The following is a 17172-nucleotide window of genomic DNA, read 5'->3' as shown; positions in this document are numbered from 1 at the left end:
CGATAGGCTGGCGGAATGACGCGATCCGAGCAGCCAACGGACACGTTCGCCGACGAACTCGAGGCCGACTCACGGCAGCGAGCCGTGGGAGCGCTCCTGAAGATCCCGCCCCTGCGCAAGCTGTGGGGCGCCCAGCTGACCGGCACCGTCGGCGACCGGCTGGCCCTGCTGGTCCTGGTCGTCCTGACGGCACAGGCCGCCGCAGGCGCCGAGTCCTTCGGCGGCGGATACCGCGGTGCGGCCTTCGCCGTCGCGGCCGTCTTCGGGGCGCGCCTGCTCGCCGCCCTGCTCTTCGGCGCCGTACTGCTCGGCCCGCTGGGCTCCCTCACCGGGCCAGGCGGCGTGCTCGACCGCCGGTGGACGATGATCGGCTCCGATGTCGTACGCCTCGCGCTGCTGATCGTCGCCCCGCTGTGGATCGACTGGGTGCCGGCCGATGCCGTCGCCTGGCTGCTGGTCACCGTCTTCGTCACCGGAGTGGCCGAGCGGCTGTGGACCGTCGCCAAGGACGGCGCCGCCCCCGGTCTGCTGCCCGCGCCCGCGCCGGGCGCAGGAACGGTACGTCCGCTGCCCGACCGCCTCGACGCGCTGCGCCGCCTCGACCAGCGCACCGGCTTCGTCGCCTTCCCGATCGCCGCCGCGAGCCTCGTCGTCGTCACGCTCGTCGGCAACCTGATCGGCCTCGGCGTCGACTGGTTCGGCCTGCACCAGGCCGCGCTCGCCTCCTATGTCGCCGCAGGGCTGTTCGCCGCCTCCGGCGCCGTCCTCTACCTGCTGCAACTGCCGGGCGACCAGGCCACCCCGCCGCACTCCCCGCTGCAGGGCCTGCGCAGCAACGACCGCGGGCGCACCGGCGCCGTACCGTTGCTCGTGCTCGGCACCGCCACCGTCGCCGGCGCCATCGCCGCCGCCGTGGCGCTCGCCGTGCTGCACGCCGCCGACCTCGGCGGGGGCCCGGTCGGCTACGGCCTGCTCGTGCTGGCGCTCACCGCCGGCCCCGTGCTCGGCATCCGGATCGCCCCGCGCACCCTGCCGGGCCTGTCCCGGCGGCGCCTGCTCGCCATCGCCATCGCCGTCACCGGTCTGGCCCTGCTGCTGGCCGGCATCGTGCCCGACCCGACGACCGTGCTGCTGCTGGCGCTGCTCGCCGGCGTCGCGGCCGGGATCACGGCCAACACCGGGCACGTCCTGGTGGACCAGGAGACCGAGGAGTCCCGCCGGGGCCGTGCCACCGACCACCTGCACGCGGTCGCGCACCTGCTGATGGCGGTCGGCGCCGTCGGCGCCCCCCTGCTGGCCGGCGGCATCGGCCCGCACCGCGTCGTCAACGGCCACTTCACCTTCGACCACGGCGGCGCCGCGTACGCTCTCATGCTCATCGGCGCCCTGCTGCTGCCCGTCGCGGCGCTCGTCCTCGGCAAGACCGACGACCGCCAGGGCGTGCCCCTCCGCCGCGACCTGCGCGAGTCCCTGCGCGGCGGCGACCCCGAGCAGGCGCCCGCCCCCACCGGCTTCTTCATCGCCGTCGAGGGCGGCGACGGGGCCGGCAAGTCCACCCAGGTCGAGGCCGTCGCCGAATGGATCCGCGGCAAGGGCCACGAGGTCGTCGTCACCCGCGAGCCGGGCGCCACGGCCGTCGGCAAGCGGCTCCGCTCGATCCTGCTCGACGTCTCCAGCGGCGGGCTGTCCCACCGCGCGGAGGCCCTGCTGTACGCCGCAGACCGGGCCGAGCACGTCGACACCGTCGTACGCCCCGCGCTGGAGCGCGGCGCGGTCGTCATCTCCGACCGCTACATCGACTCGTCCGTCGCCTACCAGGGCGCCGGGCGCGACCTCGCGCCGACCGAGATCGCCCGCATCTCCCGCTGGGCGACGGACGGACTCGTCCCGCACCTGACCGTCCTGCTCGACGTCACCCCCGAGGCGGCACGCGAGCGCTTCACCGAGGCGCCCGACCGGCTCGAGTCCGAGCCCGCGGAGTTCCACGACCGCGTGCGCACCGGATTCCTCACGCTCGCCGCGGCCGACCCCGCCCGCTACCTGGTCGTCGACGCGGCCCAGGAGCCGGAGGCCGTCACGACGGTGATACGGCACCGTCTCGACGAGATCCTCCCCCTGTCGGAGAAGGAGATCGAGGCCCGCGAGGAGGCCCGCCGCCAGGCCGAGGAGGAAGCCCGTCTCCGCGCCGAGGAGGAGGCCGCCCGCCGGGCCGAGGAGGAGCGGCTTGAACGCGAGCGCCAGGCCCAGCTGGAGAAGCTCCGCGCGGAGGAGGAGGAACGCCGCCGCCTCGCCGAGGAGGAGGCCCGCCGCCAGGCGGAGGAAGCCGCGGCGGAGGAGGCCCGCAGGCAGGCCGAGGAGGCCCGCAGGCAGGCGGAGGAGGAGCGCGCCCGCCGCGAGGCCGAGGAGCGCGTCCGCCGCGAGGAGCACGAACGGCTGCGCCGCCAGGCCGAGGAGGAGGCCCGCCTCCGCGCCGAGGCCGAGGAGCGCCGCCTGGAGCGCCAGCGCAAGGCCGAGGAGGCCCTGATGCGGGCCGAGCAGGCCCGCATCGAGGCGGAGGACGCGACGAAGACCGTCGAGACGCCCCGCCCGCAGTCGCCGTCGGCCGCGTCGGCCGCGTCGACCGGGGACGCGGAGACCGCGGTGCTCCGCGCGGTGCCCGTGGACGACGAGACGGCGGTCCTGCCGTCGGTCAAGCCGGCATTCCCCGACTTCACGAAGCCGGCCGAGACGCCGCGGCCCGCCGCGCCTGCCGCGCCCGCCGACGTGGAGGAGACGGCGGTCCTGCCCCCGGTCGCCCCCGGCGCGGCGGACGAGACCGCCGTCCTGCCGGCCGTCCCCGCCGAGGACCGTGTGCCGCCCGGCATCTTCCGGCCGGAGGGACCCAAGGCGGCGCCGCGGGACCCGGAGAACGAGCGCACGCGGGAGATGCCGTCCGTGTCCGAGGAGGGGCGCCGCCCCCGGCCGCGGCCCTCGTGGGCCGAGGAGACCCCGCTCGACGACCTTCCGTCCCTTGCGGACGAGTTGCTCGGCGGGCGCGAGGAGGACGAGGATCGCGGGGGCGGTGGCGGCCGCTAGGGCGTCTATGCGGGTGGGTTGTGGTTGCGGTCCGTTGTTGTGTGCGGGCTGTTTGCGCCTGCGGCGGGCGGTTTCCCCGCCCTTCCTCCCTCCCCCAGCCTTCGGCCGGGGGGACCCCCATCCGGCGCGGTCAGTGACCGCCTCGCTGCGTACGTTTGGGGCCGATGCCGCGCCGGCGCACTCCCCCAGCCTTCGGCCGGGGGGACCCCCAGAGCGGCCGGAGCGGTCCGGTGTCGGCCGGTGTGGAGGTGGGCGCCCTCGGCGCGCGTATGACGGGCGGCGGCTTCGGTGGTTCGGCGATCGTGCTGGTGGAGGAGTCCGCGGCGGAGAAGACCGCCGAGGCGATCGCCGGCGCCTTCGCCACGGCCGGTCACCGCGATCCGCGGGTCTTCACCGCGGTGCCGTCGGTGGGAGCCCGCCGGCTGGTGTAGGCCCGCTACCGGGTCGACAGGGTGCGGCGTGGTGCGGGTGTCCGTGTCCGGCTGTCGCGCCGTCTCGCGCCCTGCGGGCGCAAGGCGCCGGCTGCGGAGGGGAGGGTGGGGGCGGGGCTTGTCCGCCGTGTGCGGGTCGTGGGCGGCACGGGTTCAAGCGCCGGAGCGGGTCGCCTTTCCTTTGGGCCTGGGTCTCGTTGCCGTCCGCGGGTGCAGACGGCCGGTTGCCACGCATACTGCCGGTGGGTGGCGCACCCGCCGTAACCCGCGTCTGCGAGTGCTTCGAGGTGCTGTCGAGCGATCGGAACGACATCGGTGGTTGCTGCACGCGTCACTCGACGCCGACACCATCCGGCTCGATGCCGGCGAGTCGGCCGCGCCACCGGTCCGCGCATCCTTGCTCGGCCTTCGGCCGGGTGAACCCCTGCTGGGGCAGCCTCCAGCCGTGCGGAGAGGGGTGTACCCCATCACCTCCCACCGGCCGTCAGTCGCCCACGGATACGGAGGGGGCGGGGTCGTAGGGGTGGATGTTCTGGACGCTGCGGGATATTTGTGTGCGGCATCCGGGACTCGGACATGGACCGCCCGCCATGCACGTAAATAACCCAGTCCAGGACGTGCAGCCCCGGAGGCCCCGCACCCGGCCCACCACGCACGCGCGCAGGCCCGCACCAACCGCGCCGGGTGGGGGTCCCCCCGGCCGAAGGCTGGGGGAGGGCGGGAGGGTGGGAGAACCGCCCGCCGCAGGCGCAACGCACCCGCACCCAACCACCGGGCAGCCCGGCGCAGCCGTAACCGCGCCGGGCACGAGCAAACCGCTTCGCACCGCAGGGCCCGCACCGTAAGAATGACCCTGTGCGGTACCTGATCCTCGGCGCCACGGAGGCGCGCGGCCCCCGCGGCGCGCCCGTGTCCCTGGGCAGCGGCAAGCGACTGCGGGCCCTGCTGGCCGCACTCGCGCTGAACGCCCCGCACGCGGTGTCCCCGGACGCCCTGATCGCCGAGGTGTGGGGCGGCGAGGGCGACGGGCCGCCCCAGGACGCCTCCGGCGCGCTGCAGGCGCTCGTGTCGAGGCTGCGCCGCGCCCTCGGGCCCCGGGACACGGACGGCGCCAGGGACACCATCGCCTCGGGCCCCGCCGGCTACCGCCTGCTCACGGACACCCCGGACGACGTCGACCTCCACCTCTTCGAGCGCCTCGTGCGCGAGGGCGGCGCCGCCCTCGACGCCGGCGACCCCGCCGGCGCCGCGGAGACCCTGGAGTCCGCGCTCGCGCTGTGGCGCGGCCCCGCGCTGGCGGACCTGCCGGACCGGGGTTCGGCCGCCGCCCGGGCGGAGGACCTGCGGCTGTCCGCGACGTACCGCCGCATCGAGGCGTGCCTCGCGCTCGGCCGCGCCGCCGAACTGCTGCCGCAACTGCGCGGGCTGGTCGCCGAGCACCCGCTGCACGAGCCGTTCCGGGCGCAGTTGATACGCGCGCTGCGCGCGGCGGGCCGCCCCGCCGACGCCCTGGCCGCGTACGAGGACACCCGCCTGGCCCTCGCCGACCGCCTCGGCACCGACCCGGGCCCGGAACTGCGGACCCTGCACGCCCAGCTGCTCTCCGCGGAACCCCGAACGGCGCCCCCCACCTCCGCCACCCCGCCCCGCACCGGGAACCTGCGGGCCCGCCTGACCAGTTTCGTCGGCCGCGAGGCCGAACTCGGCACGCTGCGCGCGAGCCTGACCGACGGCACGCACCGCCTGGTGACGCTGACCGGGCCCGGCGGCTCCGGCAAGACCCGGTTGTCGCAGGAGGCCGCGGCCGCCGTGACCGGCTCCTCGGCCTACCCGGACGGGGTGTGGCTGGCGGAGTTCGCCCCGCTGGACCGCCCGGCCGCCGTACCGGACGCCGTGCTGAGCGCGATCGGGCGCCGTGACACGGCCGTGCTGGCCGCCGCCCGCGAGGTGCGCAGCGCGGGCCAGGAGGCCGACCCGGCCGCGCGGCTGCTGGAGCACTGCGCGCAGCGCCGCATGCTGCTGGTGCTCGACAACTGCGAGCACGTCATCGACGCCGCGGCCGCGCTCACCGACCAACTGCTCGCCGCCTGCCCAGGGGTGACCGTGCTCGCCACGAGCCGGGAGCCGCTGGGCCTGCCCGGCGAGACGGTGCGCCCGGTCGAGCCGCTGCCGCTGCCGACCGCGCACCGGCTGTTCGTGGAGCGGGCGGCGGCCGTACGCCCGGGCTTCGACGCGGACCGCGACCACTCGGAGGCGGTGGACGAGATCTGCCGCCGCCTCGACGGGCTGCCGCTGGCCATCGAACTGGCCGCCGCCCGGTTGAGGGTGCTCACCCCGCGGCAGATCGCGGCCCGCCTCGACGACCGCTTCCGGCTGCTGACCGGCGGCAGCCGCACCGCGCTGCCCCGCCAGCAGACGCTGCGCGCGGTCGTCGACTGGAGCTGGGACCTGCTCGGTGGGGCGGAGCGCACGGCGCTGCGCCGGCTCAGCGTCTTCGCCGGCGGCTGCACGCTGCAGGCGGCGGAGGCTGTGTGCGGGGAGGAGGCGCTGGAGCTGATCGGCCAGCTCGTCGACAAGTCCCTGGTCGTCGTGGACCACGGTGCGCAGGAGGTGCGCTACCGGCTGCTGGAGACGATCCACGAGTACGCCGCCGAGCGCGCCGCGGACGACCCCGCCGACCTGGCGGAGGCGGCCCGCAGGCACACCGCGTACTTCACGGACTTCGCCCGCACCGCCGACTCCGCCATGCGCGGCCCCGACCAGCTGGTCTGGGCGGCGCGCGTGGAGGCCGACCTGGACAACGTCCGGGCCGTGCTGCGCCGGACGATCGACGCGGGGGACGAGGACGAGGCGATCGCCCTGGCCCTGGCCATGGGCTGGTTCTGGTGGCTGCGCAACTTCCGTGACGAGGCGCGGGAGTGGCTCGTCCGGCTCATCGCGATGTCCGAACTGCCGGACGATCCGGGCGCCCCCGGTTTCTGGCCGCGGATGAGCCTGCGGCTGCTCCATCTGTTCGTGGTCAGCGACACCACGCCCCGCGAGGAGATGCAGAGCCCGCAGATGCTGGCGCTGGCGTCGAGGATCATCGAGGTCTACAGCGTGCCGAGCCCGCACTCGACCCGCTTCCCGGGCATCCTGTGGCCGTTCTCCGACTACGTCGTGGGCCGCCACGAGGCGATCCGGGGCCACGCGGACGCCATGGTGGCCGCGTGCCGCACGTACGGCGGCGAGTGGGAGCTCGCGGCCGCGCTGATGTTCCGTACGCACATCACGATCGACCTCCCCGGCGGGCTCCCGCGGGCCGCCGCCGACTGGCCGGAGCTGCTGGAGCTCAGCGAGCGGCTCGGCGACCGCTGGATGCGCGCCCAGGTCTGCGAGGCCGGCGCCGAGATGGCGCTGGCGTACGGCGACTACGCGGCGGCCCGCGCGGATCTGGAGGAGGCGCTGCGGCTCGGCGGTGAGCTGGGCGCGCACGTGGAGGGCATCTTCGTCCGTTCCCGCCTCGGCGAACTGGCCCACCGGGAAGGCGATGACGACGCCGCCGAGAAGCTGCTGCGCCAGGCGGCCGAGGAGGCCGAGCAGTACGGGGTGTGGGACGCCCGCGCCTACATCCGCGCGCTGCTGGCGACGATCCTGCTGCGCCGCGGCGACCACCGGGAGGCCCGGAGGCTGGTCGAACTCGCGCACGGCGAAGGACGGATGGGCACGCCACCGCCGGACTTCGAGCTGCTGGTGGCGAGCCTCTCGGCCAGGGTCGCCGCCGCCGAGGGCGACACGGCGGGCGCCCTGGCCGGATTCGCGGTGGCGCTGCGCGCGGGGCTCGACGGCTTCTGCGCCGAACCGCGGCTGGCGTCGGCCGTCGAGTACGCCGCCGAGGTGCTGCTCGCCCTCGGTGATCCCGTACGGGCCGCCCGGCTGCACGGTGCGGCCGACGGGCTCCGGGCGGGGCTGCCGCGTCCGGTCCCCGAGGAGGAGGGGGTACGCGCGGCGGAGGCACTGGCCCGCGCGGCGCTCGAGGACGGCCCGTACGAGCGGGCCCGCGCCGGCGGCCGGGAACTGGGCGGCGAGGGCGCCCACGCGCTGCTGGCCGAGGCGACCGCCTGACCGCGCGGGAGAACGGCGCCGGGAGATCGGTGCCGGGGAATGGCCGGGGACGGCCTCCTCGTTGCATCCTTGAGGATTCAACCGCTGATTTCGGTGACGGAGAGAGCATGAAGGTCGAGATCTACAGCGACATCGCCTGCCCCTGGTGCTATGTCGGCAAGCGCCGCTTCGAGCGGGCGCTCGCCGCCTTCCCGCAGGCCGACCAGGTCGAGGTGGTCTACCGCCCCTTCCAGCTCGCCCCCGACAAGTCGGAGACCCCGGAGTCCCACCGTGCCTACCTCAACGAGCGCTACGGCCCGCAGTCCGCGGCGATGGACGCCCGCCTGGAGGAGCTCGGCCGCGCCGAGGGTCTGGCCTTCGACTTCGACCGCGCCATCGAGAACAACACCCTGCTCGCCCACCGCCTGCTGTGGCACGCCCTGAACGCGTACGGCGCCAAGGAGCAGGCCGCGCTCAAGGACCGGCTGCTCGTGGCGCACTTCGCCGAGGGCGCCGACGTCGGCGACCGCGACACGCTGGCCGCGCTCGCCGCCGAGGCGGGACTGGACCGCGACCGCGCGGCCGTGTTCCTCGCCTCCGACGAGGGCCGCGCGGAGGTGCTCGCCGAGATGGACGACGCCCGCGCCATCGGCGTGAACGCCGTCCCGACCTTCGTCTTCGAGGGCAAGTGGGCCGTCCAGGGCGGCCAGGAGTCCTCGACCTTCCTGCGCGTGCTGGAGCAGGTCGCCCAGGAGACCGGCGCCGTACCGGCCGCCCCCGCGGCCGACGCCTGCACCGACGGCGCGTGCGAGGTCCCGGCCGGCTGAACCGGCGGGGAGCGGCGGCACGTCTCAGTCGCAGGTGATCCGGGACACCGCCCAGTCCGCGACGTTCACCACGTGGAACCTGCGCGTCGGTTCGACCTTCAGCCGGATGGTGCTGTTGCCGGCGATCGGCACGTGCACCGGCACCCCGGGGTCACCGCCGCGCAGCACCTCGGAACGCCACAGTTGCCCGTGGTCGCCGTGGACCGAGAAGCGCGCCGCGCCGAAGCCCAGCGCGAGGTCGTCGATGCCGACCACGGCGTCGAAGGCGGTGCAGGAGCGGTTGAGGTCGATGGTGACGGTGGACGGCGCGCCGACGGTGATGCCGTCGGGGTAGCGCGTGCCGCCGACGCGGAGGCCCCAGCGCTGCCAGACCCAGTTGCCGAGCCGGATCGTGGGCCGGTCCGAGCGGCCGGCGACGCCGTAGCCGAGCCCGCTCAGCCGGTGGACCACCGGATCGGGCACCGGGGTCGGCGTCGGAGTGGGCGTGGGCGTGGGAGTGGGCTCCGGGGTACGGCTGGGGGACGCGGCGGGCGGCTCACTGGGCGTGGGCGCCGGTTCCTCGACGGGACGCGCCGCAGGCGCCGGGGTCGGGGCGACGGCCACGGGGGCCGGGACGGACGGCGTCGGGCTCGGCGCGGGGGAGGGCCGCGACGCCGAGGGGGTGGGCGTGGGCGACGGCGCCGGTACGGCCGGCGCGGCCGAGGGCTTGCTCTGCGCCTGCGGCCGGGGCGTGCTGTCGTCCCCGGTCAGGGCGATCGCCACCACGGCACCGGCCGCCGCGAGCGCCAGCCCAGCGGCGACGGCGATCTTCACCGGTGCGGCGGCCCCTTCCGCGGCCGCCGCACCACCGGCGCCCGCCGCCGCACCACCGCCCGAGCCGCCCGAAGCGGCGGCTGCCGCGGCGCCCGCGCCGGCACCGGCCGCCGCACCGCCCGCGGCGATGCCCGCCGCCTTGGCCGCGTACGCGGCGCCGAACCAGCCGACGACCGCGACCGGCAGCAGCCCCTTGAGCGCCGCGTTCACGTCCGCCAGCTCCGCCGCCGCCAGGCGGCAGTTGGCACACTCCTCCAGGTGCTTGCGCAGCTCCCGGTCGGCCCGCATCCGCAGTCCGCCGCGGGCGTGGGCGCCGAGCCGGTCCGCGTAGCGGGCGCAGGACCCCTCGGCGGTCAGCGTGGACGACACATGCGCCTGCAGGTAGGCCTGGCGCAGTCCCTCGCGGGCCCGGTGCGCCAGTACGGCCGTGGCGTTGGCCGTCAGCCCGAGCAGCGGCGCGACCTTGCTGGGCGACTCCTCCTCGACCGCGGTGTGCCACAGCACCGCCTGCCAGCGTTCGGGGAGGGTACGGAAGGCCTGGATGGCCAGGGAGCGTTCGGCCTCGTGCATGGCCCGTACGTCCGCGCCCAGCTCCTGGGTGCCCTCGGCGGCCGCGGCGCCGGCCGAGGTGACCGCGAACACCGCGAAGTCGTCGACCAGTTGCTCCCGCTTGGCCGTGCTGCCCCAGGACGCGGCCACCCGCCGCACCGTGGTGAGCAGGTAGGCGCGCACCGCGGCGTCCGGACCGCTGCCGCCGCGGATCGCCTGCAGCGTACGGGCGAAGACCTCGCCGGTCAGGTCCTCGGCGGTGTGCCGGTCACGGCAGCAGCCGCGTGCGTACCGTCGCACGGCCGCCACGTGCCGCCGGTACAGCTCCTCGTACGCGCTGTCGTCGCCGCCGCGCACCCGGGCGACCAGGTCGGCGTCGGACAACTGCGTCCCGGGAGCGTCCGCGGCCTCGGGGAGACGCTCCGCGAGCGGCTCCCGCTGCTCCGGTACGCGGCCGGACGGCGGACCCCCACCGGAGTCCGCCCCAGCCTCCGCGGGCGGACCGGACTCCCCGTTTCCTTCATCCACGGGCGTAAGAGTGGCACACCCTTACCGTCCGACGACCTGTCAAGCATCAGAACCACCCGTCCGGGGAGTTTCACCCCCCGGAAGCGGGTCATCACCTGAACGGGTCAGCGTCACGCCCCCGGACGGGACCGCAGTCCCTCCAGCAGGATGTCCAGCAACCGGGCCGAGGCGGCGGCCTGCTGGGCCGGGTCCGGCAGCGACGGCGCCGCGGTGGCGATCACCAGCAGCACGTCGGCCACCGACACGTCCACGCGCAGCTCACCGGCCGCCCGTGCCCGCTCCACCAGCTGCCCGACTACGTCCAGGAGGGCGGTGATCCCGGCGCCCGACGTGATGTCGTCGGCCCCGCCGCGCTGCTGCGGCACCCGCGCCCCTTCGGCCGCACCGGCCGGCTGCACCTGCAGCACCTGCGGCGGCAGCAGCCGCCCGGCGCCGGAGGCCACCGACGTGCGCAGGAAGCGGGACAGCGCCGACCAGGCCTCCTCCTCCTGGCCCAGGGCCGAGCGCGCCTGCTCCGTCAGCCGTGCCGTCTCCTCCTCGGCTATGCGCCGTACCAGCACGTCCTTGCTGGGGAAGCGCCGGTAGACGGTGCCGACGCCCACCCGGGCCCGCCGCGCCACGTCCTCCATCGGCGCGCCGTACCCCAGCTCGCCGAAGACCTCGCGCGCGGCCCTCAGGACGTGCTCGAGGTTGCGCTGTGCGTCCACCCGCAGCGGGGACGTACGGCCCCCGCCGCCACCGCGCACGTCCGGATCGGGATGGCCGCTGACGGTCGCGGTCATCGCCCATTGCGGGTCCTGAATATGCATATGTGTATCCCCCGGTTAATCGCGTCTCCCCCCGGAGACTCCCCACCCCATGATCGCCGGAAGGCGGCGGACTGCGCCGCGCGAGCACCCCGGCGGGATACGAACATAGTTGAGCCCCGGTCAAGAATGAAGGGGGAACCCACCCACGATCGGAGTACCCGGGCCGCCGATTCTCCCTTCGGGCACTTCACACCGGTCAGAAACCCGCCCGTGACCTGCCGGAGAACAGGATTCGGCCATTCATTGCCGTCCGCCCTGTGGACAAACCCCGATGGCCCATTGCCTCATGGAACGATGGCAGCACTCAAGGGGCCGTCCGGCGCGGCAGAAGAATCCGGTATCCCGCGCATCCTCGTCGTCGGCGGCGGTTATGTGGGCATGTACACCGCTTTGCGGCTGCAGCGCAGGCTGAAACACGACGAAGCGGAAATCGTCGTGGTCGAACCGCAGCCCTACATGACCTACCAGCCCTTCCTGCCCGAGGCGGCCGCGGGCTCCATCTCGCCCCGCCACGTGGTGGTGCCGCTGCGCCGCGTCCTGGACCGCTGCACGCTGGTCATCGGCGAGGCCCGGCGCATCGACCACGGCAAGCGGGTCGCCACGCTCACCACCCTCGCCACCGAGGAGGAGGGCTCCGTCGCCCTGGAGCTGCCGTACGACCACCTGGTGCTGGCACCCGGCTCGGTCTCCCGCACCCTGCCCATCCCCGGCCTCGCCGAGCACGGCATCGGCTTCAAGACCGTCGAGGAGGCCATCGGGCTGCGCAACCACGTCCTGGAGCAGCTCGACATCGCCTCCTCCACCCGGGACGTCGAGGTCCGCGACGCTGCCCTGACCTTTGTCTTCGTCGGCGGCGGCTACGCGGGCGTGGAGGCGCTCGGCGAGCTGGAGGACATGGCGCGCTACGCCGTGCGCTACTACCACAACGTCGAGGCCGACGACCTGAGGTGGATCCTGGTCGAGGCCACCGACCGCATCCTCCCCGAGGTCGGCGAGGAGATGGGCCGGTACGCCATCCGCGAGCTGCGCGGCCGCAACGTCGACATCCGCCTGAACACCCGGCTGGAGTCCTGCGAGAACCGCGTCGCCGCCCTCGACGACGGCTCCCGCGTGCCCACCCGCACCCTGGTGTGGACGGCCGGCGTCAAACCGCACCCCGTGCTGTCCCGCACCGATCTGCCGCTGGGCGGCCGTGGCCGGATCGAGTGCACCGCGGACCTGCGCATCGCCGGCACCGAGGGCGCCTGGTCCGCGGGCGACGCCGCCGCCGTCCCGGACCTCACCTCCGACGACCCCGGGGCACTCTGCGCGCCCAACGCCCAGCACGCCCTGCGCCAGGCGCGCGTCCTGGCCGACAACATCGTCGCGAGCCTGCGCGGCGAGCCCCTGACCGACTACCGTCACGCGTACGCGGGATCGGTCGCCTCGCTCGGTCTCCACAAGGGCGTGGCGCAGGTCTACGGGCGCAAACTCAAGGGCTACCCCGCCTGGTTCATGCACCGCGCGTACCACCTCAGCCGGATGCCCACCTTCAACCGCAAGGCGCGCATCCTGGCCGAATGGGTCCTGTCCGGGCTCTTCAAACGTGAGATCGTCTCGCTCGGTTCGCTGGAGAACCCCCGCGCCGAGTTCGAGCTCGCCGCGGAGACCGGACGAAAGCCCGACGCGCCCTGACCGCCAGTGCGGATGCGGTGGCCGATTCCCCCGGAGCGGTGGGTCGGCCACACTGGACCCGTGACCAAGCGTGCGCCAGCACCTGCAAAGAGTGACAAATACGAGGAATCGGACGTTTGAACCTCACGCGTTGGAGCGCCCGGCTCCCCGGAACACAGCGACGCAATGCCCAGGCGGCGGCCGCCGGTGCCGAACCCCCGTCCGGCGGAGCGGTACCCGCAGCGCGCGGGGAGGCCGCCGAGCACCCGGACGCGCCGGCGCACACCCTCGACGCCCTCCCCGTACGCGAGGTGCTGGGCCGGCTGCCCGCCCTCATCGCGGTCACCCACGGGCCCACCCACCACCTCGGGTACGTCAACGAGGCGTGGGCCGAGGTCTTCGGCACCCGCACGCCGGGGGAGCCCGCCCGCGAGTCCCTCCCCGAGCTCGCCGAACTCGGCCTGCTCCCCCTGATGGACCAGGTCTTCCGCAGCGGCAAGCCCCGCACCGTCAAGGCCCGCAAGGTCGCCACCGCCACTCGTCAGGGCTACTTCACCCTCACCTGCAGCCCCGTCCCGGTGAAGGACGCCGGCGACACCGGTGGCGTCCTGGTCTTCGCCACCGACGTCACCGACCAGGTCCAGTCCGCCGAACGGCTCCGCGAGAGCGAGCGCCGCCTCCACGCGACCGCCGTCACCCTCCAGCGCAGCCTGCTCCCCCAGGAGCTCGAACAACCCGACGACCTGCGCGTCGCCGCCACCTACCAGCCCGGCGGCACCGACGCCGCCGTCGGCGGCGACTGGTACGACGTCATCACCCTCGGCGCCGGCCGCACCGCCCTCGTCATCGGCGACGTCATGGGCCGCGGCGTGCGCGCGGCCGCCGTCATGGGCCAGCTCCGCACCGCGGTCCGCGCCTACGCCCGCCTCGACCTGCCCCCGCACGAGGTCATCCAGCTCCTCGACGGACTCGCCGCCGAGATCGACGCCACCCAGATCGCCACCTGCGTCTACGCGGTCCACGACCCCAGCGAGGGACGGCTGGCCTACGCCTCCGCCGGCCACCTGCCGATCGTCGTCCGCGACGCCGACGGCACCGTCCGCCGAGCCGACGAGCCCACCGGACCGCCGCTGGGCACCGGCGGCTGGGTCCACACCTCCGGCTCCGTCCCCCTCGGGCCGGGCGCCACCGCCGTGCTCTACACCGACGGCCTCATCGAGCGCCGCGGCGAGGACATCGACGAGGGCGTGTCCGCCCTGATGAACGCCGTCGCCGGCGCCACCGGCAGCCCCCAGGTCATCTGCGACCGCCTGCTGCGCGCCCTCGGCGTCACCTCCGAGCATGCCGACGACGTCGCCGTGCTCGTCATGCAGTACCCGCAGCGCGAGGGCAACGACTCCGAGCTGTTCCGCAACGCATCCCTGGAACTGCTCGGCGGCATCGAGGCGGCCCCCCGCGCCCGCGCCTTCGCCCAGGGTGTGCTGACCTCCTGGCGCTTCCCCGTCGAACTCGTCGACCTCGGCGTCCTCGCCGCCAGCGAACTGGTCGCCAACTCGCTCCAGCACGGCGTTCCGCCCATGCGACTGCGGCTGCGCCGTACCGACCGGCGCCTGATCATCGAGGTCACCGACGGCGACGACCACCTGCCGCGCCGCCGCCGCGCCGAACCGGCCGACGAGGCCGGCCGGGGCATCTCCATCATCGCCACCATCGCCTCCGCCTGGGGATCCCGGCGGACCCCCGGCGGCGGCAAGGCGGTGTGGTGCGAGTTCGCACTCCCCGGCTGACGGGGGATCACGCCGCCAGCACGGGCTCCCGCATCGGCGCGTCCTGCCCGACCGTGAGGCGCCGGCCCAGCCGCACCGAGAGCACGGTGACCGCCAGCGAGCACGCGACCAGCATCACGATGTACTCGGCGTACATCCCGCCGCCCGCCATCAGCCCGCCGACCGCCGGACCCACGGCCAGCGCCAGCTGCTTCACCAGCGCGAACGCCGAGTTGTACTGGCCGACCATCCGCTCCGGCGACATGTCCGCCACCAGCGGCGCGACCGTCGGCGACAGCATCGCCTCGCCGAGCCCGAACAGCGCGTACGTGGCGATCAGCATCGCCGTCGCGACCCCGTGCGCGGAGCCCGTCAGCCCGGCGAGCCCCGCGACCACCCACGCCACGGCCCACAGCAGACCGACAGCCGCGATCACCCGGCTGCGCCGCCGCCGCTCCACCGACCGCAGGACGGCGAACTGCGCCACCACGATCGCCGCGGTGTTCGCCGCGAGGGCGAGGCCCAGCGTCGCCGGCGACACCTTGGTCACCTCGACCGCGTACGCCGAGAGCCCCGACTCGAACTGCCCGTAGCAGGCGAAGAACAGCACCCCGCCCAGCACGCACAGCTGCACCATCGCCCGGTCGGCGAGCAGCGCCCGCCAGCCGCCGACCGCCTTCTCCGTCGGCACCGTCTCCATGCGCGCCGCCTTCGGCAGCCGTACGGAGGCCGCGACGACACCGAGGACGACGAACATCGCGGCCTCGATCGAGAAGAGCAGCGTGAAGGAGTCCGGACGCGAGGTGTCGACCAGCAGACCGCCCAGCAGACCGCCGACCCCCAGCCCGAGGTTGCTCAGGAAGAACTGTGTGGCGAAGGCCCGCGACCGCGTCCTCGGCGTGGAGCACCACACGATGAGCGTGGCCAGCGCAGGCTGCATCACGGCGATGCCGGCGCCCATCACCGCGGAAGCGGCGATCACCAGGGGCGCGCTCGACGCGAGCCCGAAGCCCATGGAGCCCACCGCCGCCGCGAACGCACCGGCCAGCAGCACGGGCAGCGGGCCGTTCCGGTCGATCGTCCGACCGGTGAACGGCAGCACGGCGAGCGCGGCGACGGCAAACGCGGACAGTACGACGCCCGCCGTGCCCGCTCCCAGATCCCGTACCTGCGCCACGTAGACGAACAGGAACGGGACGGTGAAGCCGTTGCCGAACGCGCTCAGCGCGTTGCCCAGCTGGATCCGGCGCAGCGCGGCGCCCATCGCGGTGGTCACACTCACCCCTTAGGTCAGTAGTTCTTGAACATGAAGACTTCAACTTTAAACTTCGAAGCTAAACAGTACATGCCGGAAGTCTTTAGGGCCAACGAGTTTCGTGGGACACTCCTGCCATGACGAGCGCATCCGACGGTTCCGCCGGCACCCCGCAGGAGCTGGACCTCGACGAGCAGATCGCGATCTACCAGCGCGAGTACCCCGAGGTGGATCCCCAGGTCGAGAAGATCGTCACGGCCCTGGGCAGGCTCAACCGCCGTATGAACGTGGGCTACAGCCGGCACCTGTCGGCGGTCGGCATCACCAGCGCCGAGTGGGAGGTCCTCAAGGCCCTTGTGGTCGTGGGCCGTCCGTACCGCCTCGGCCCCGGCGACCTCGCCAAGCGACTCGGCCTCACCCCGGCCGCCATGACCCACCGCATCGACCGCATGGTCTCGGAGGGACTGGTCACCCGCGAGCGCGACGAGCGCAACCGCGTCCGCGTCATCGTCGAGCTCACCGACCTCGGCCGCAGCAAGTGGCTGGAGACGATGCGCATGGCGTCCGCCTTCGAGGCGGACCTCCTCCAGGACCTCGCCCCCGACGAACGCAACGTCCTCGGCGACCTGCTGACCCGTCTCCTGCGTCGCGTCGAGGCCGACCAGCCCGACGCCGGCGGCCGCCTGACGGACCTGGACTGACCCTGCTGCCCCGGTTTGACAGACGTACGGGGGATCCGTAATGTTCTCCGAGTTGCCCGCCGGTGAACACCGGCTCCGGCCGGCCCCGGGCAGCCATCCCGTAAGACCCATCTCGACGAACGGCTTCGTGTCGTCTCGTTCGCGTGTGCGTTTTCCGGAATGAGGATCGAAGGAATTGCTCGATTGGCATCGGGCGCCACCGGTCCGCTAATGTTTCACCAGTCGGAACGGCCCAACAGCCGGGAGGACAAGCCCCGCTGACTGGGGATCAGGCCGGAAACGGTCTGATAGAGTCGGAAAAGCCGGAAAGCGAAAGCCGGACGGCGAACCCCCTCCAGAGGGTGGCGGAGAAGGAAATCGGATCTGCTAAGCTGGAGACAACGAAGGGAAAGCCCGGAGGGGCCGGTGAGACGGTCTCGAAGGAAGCTTCCGTTCCTTGAGAACTCAACAGCGTGCCAAAAGTCAACGCCAGATATGTTGATACCCCGTCCATCCGTTCGGATGGTCGAGGTTCCTTTGAAGAAATACACAGCGAGGACGCTGGGCACGTCGGGATTATTCCTCCCGATGGTGCCGCTCTCGTGAAGACATTCACGGAGAGTTTGATCCTGGCTCAGGACGAACGCTGGCGGCGTGCTTAACACATGCAAGTCGAACGGTAAAGCCCTTCGGGGTGGATCAG

General features: G+C 74.0%; 9 protein-coding genes, 1 rRNA gene and 1 pseudogene. 8 read left to right on the top strand and 3 right to left on the bottom strand.

The genetic code is table 11. The features are described from left to right. The first annotated feature begins 15 nt into the window (after positions 1-15). The 4 genes and pseudogenes from tmk (at position 16) to CHF15_RS20200 (ending at position 8416) form a co-directional block, all read left to right on the top strand. Positions 16-3075, top strand: coding sequence for a dTMP kinase (gene tmk, locus CHF15_RS20215; RefSeq protein WP_089225256.1), 3060 nt, complete (start codon positions 16-18; stop codon positions 3073-3075). A 245-nt stretch (positions 3076-3320) separates the two neighbouring features. After that, positions 3321-3506 (top strand): annotated as a pseudogene (locus CHF15_RS20210) (galactokinase); the annotation flags it as partial. Between the two features lie 855 nt (positions 3507-4361). After that, positions 4362-7610, top strand: coding sequence for a BTAD domain-containing putative transcriptional regulator (locus CHF15_RS20205; protein WP_089225255.1), 3249 nt, complete (start codon positions 4362-4364; stop codon positions 7608-7610). 107 nt (positions 7611-7717) lie between these two features. Further along, positions 7718-8416, top strand: a complete 699-nt coding sequence (locus CHF15_RS20200) for a DsbA family oxidoreductase (protein WP_089225254.1) — start codon at positions 7718-7720, stop codon at positions 8414-8416. 24 nt (positions 8417-8440) lie between these two features. On the opposite strand, the gene CHF15_RS20195 is transcribed toward CHF15_RS20200, so the two are convergent. Continuing rightward, positions 8441-10306, bottom strand: a complete 1866-nt coding sequence (locus tag CHF15_RS20195; RefSeq protein ID WP_089225253.1) for a sigma-70 family RNA polymerase sigma factor — start codon at positions 10304-10306, stop codon at positions 8441-8443. Positions 10307-10416: 110 nt separating this feature from the next. Next, complete coding sequence (locus tag CHF15_RS20190) at positions 10417-11115, bottom strand: TetR/AcrR family transcriptional regulator (protein ID WP_089225252.1); 699 nt, start codon at positions 11113-11115, stop codon at positions 10417-10419. A 294-nt stretch (positions 11116-11409) separates the two neighbouring features. Here CHF15_RS20190 and CHF15_RS20185 point away from each other — a divergent pair, with 294 nt between their 5' ends. Together CHF15_RS20185 and CHF15_RS20180 are read left to right on the top strand one after the other, a co-directional pair. After that, positions 11410-12789, top strand: a complete 1380-nt coding sequence (locus CHF15_RS20185) for an NAD(P)/FAD-dependent oxidoreductase (RefSeq protein ID WP_089225251.1) — start codon at positions 11410-11412, stop codon at positions 12787-12789. Between the two features lie 116 nt (positions 12790-12905). After that, positions 12906-14555: an ATP-binding SpoIIE family protein phosphatase gene (locus tag CHF15_RS20180; protein WP_089225250.1), complete on the top strand. Its 1650-nt coding sequence runs from the start codon at positions 12906-12908 to the stop codon at positions 14553-14555. A 7-nt stretch (positions 14556-14562) separates the two neighbouring features. On the opposite strand, the gene CHF15_RS20175 is transcribed toward CHF15_RS20180, so the two are convergent. Then, entirely contained in the window at positions 14563-15810 is a 1248-nt protein-coding gene (locus CHF15_RS20175) for an MFS transporter (RefSeq protein WP_089225445.1), read from the bottom strand. Between the two features lie 116 nt (positions 15811-15926). Between CHF15_RS20175 and CHF15_RS20170 the strand changes: the two genes are divergently transcribed. Next, positions 15927-16490: a MarR family winged helix-turn-helix transcriptional regulator gene (locus CHF15_RS20170; RefSeq protein WP_089225249.1), complete on the top strand. Its 564-nt coding sequence runs from the start codon at positions 15927-15929 to the stop codon at positions 16488-16490. A 590-nt stretch (positions 16491-17080) separates the two neighbouring features. Beyond that, a 16S ribosomal RNA gene (locus CHF15_RS20160) occupies positions 17081-17172 on the top strand; the annotation flags it as partial.

Source organism: Actinacidiphila glaucinigra, from assembly GCF_900188405.1.
Classification (GTDB): domain Bacteria; phylum Actinomycetota; class Actinomycetes; order Streptomycetales; family Streptomycetaceae; genus Actinacidiphila; species Actinacidiphila glaucinigra.
The sequence above is the reverse complement of the archived record's forward strand: the minus strand, read 5'-3'. Positions and strand labels throughout refer to the sequence as shown.

Bases quoted from the DNA above. Each gene is read 5' to 3' on its own strand.
- tmk (WP_089225256.1), top strand. From the start codon at position 16: ATGACGCGATCCGAGCAGCCAACGGACACGTTCGCCGACGAACTCGAG.
- CHF15_RS20200 (WP_089225254.1), top strand. From the start codon at position 7,718: ATGAAGGTCGAGATCTACAGCGACATCGCCTGCCCCTGGTGCTATGTC.
- CHF15_RS20190 (WP_089225252.1), bottom strand. From the start codon at position 11,115: ATGCATATTCAGGACCCGCAATGGGCGATGACCGCGACCGTCAGCGGC.
- CHF15_RS20185 (WP_089225251.1), top strand. From the start codon at position 11,410: ATGGCAGCACTCAAGGGGCCGTCCGGCGCGGCAGAAGAATCCGGTATC.
- CHF15_RS20170 (WP_089225249.1), top strand. From the start codon at position 15,927: ATGACGAGCGCATCCGACGGTTCCGCCGGCACCCCGCAGGAGCTGGAC.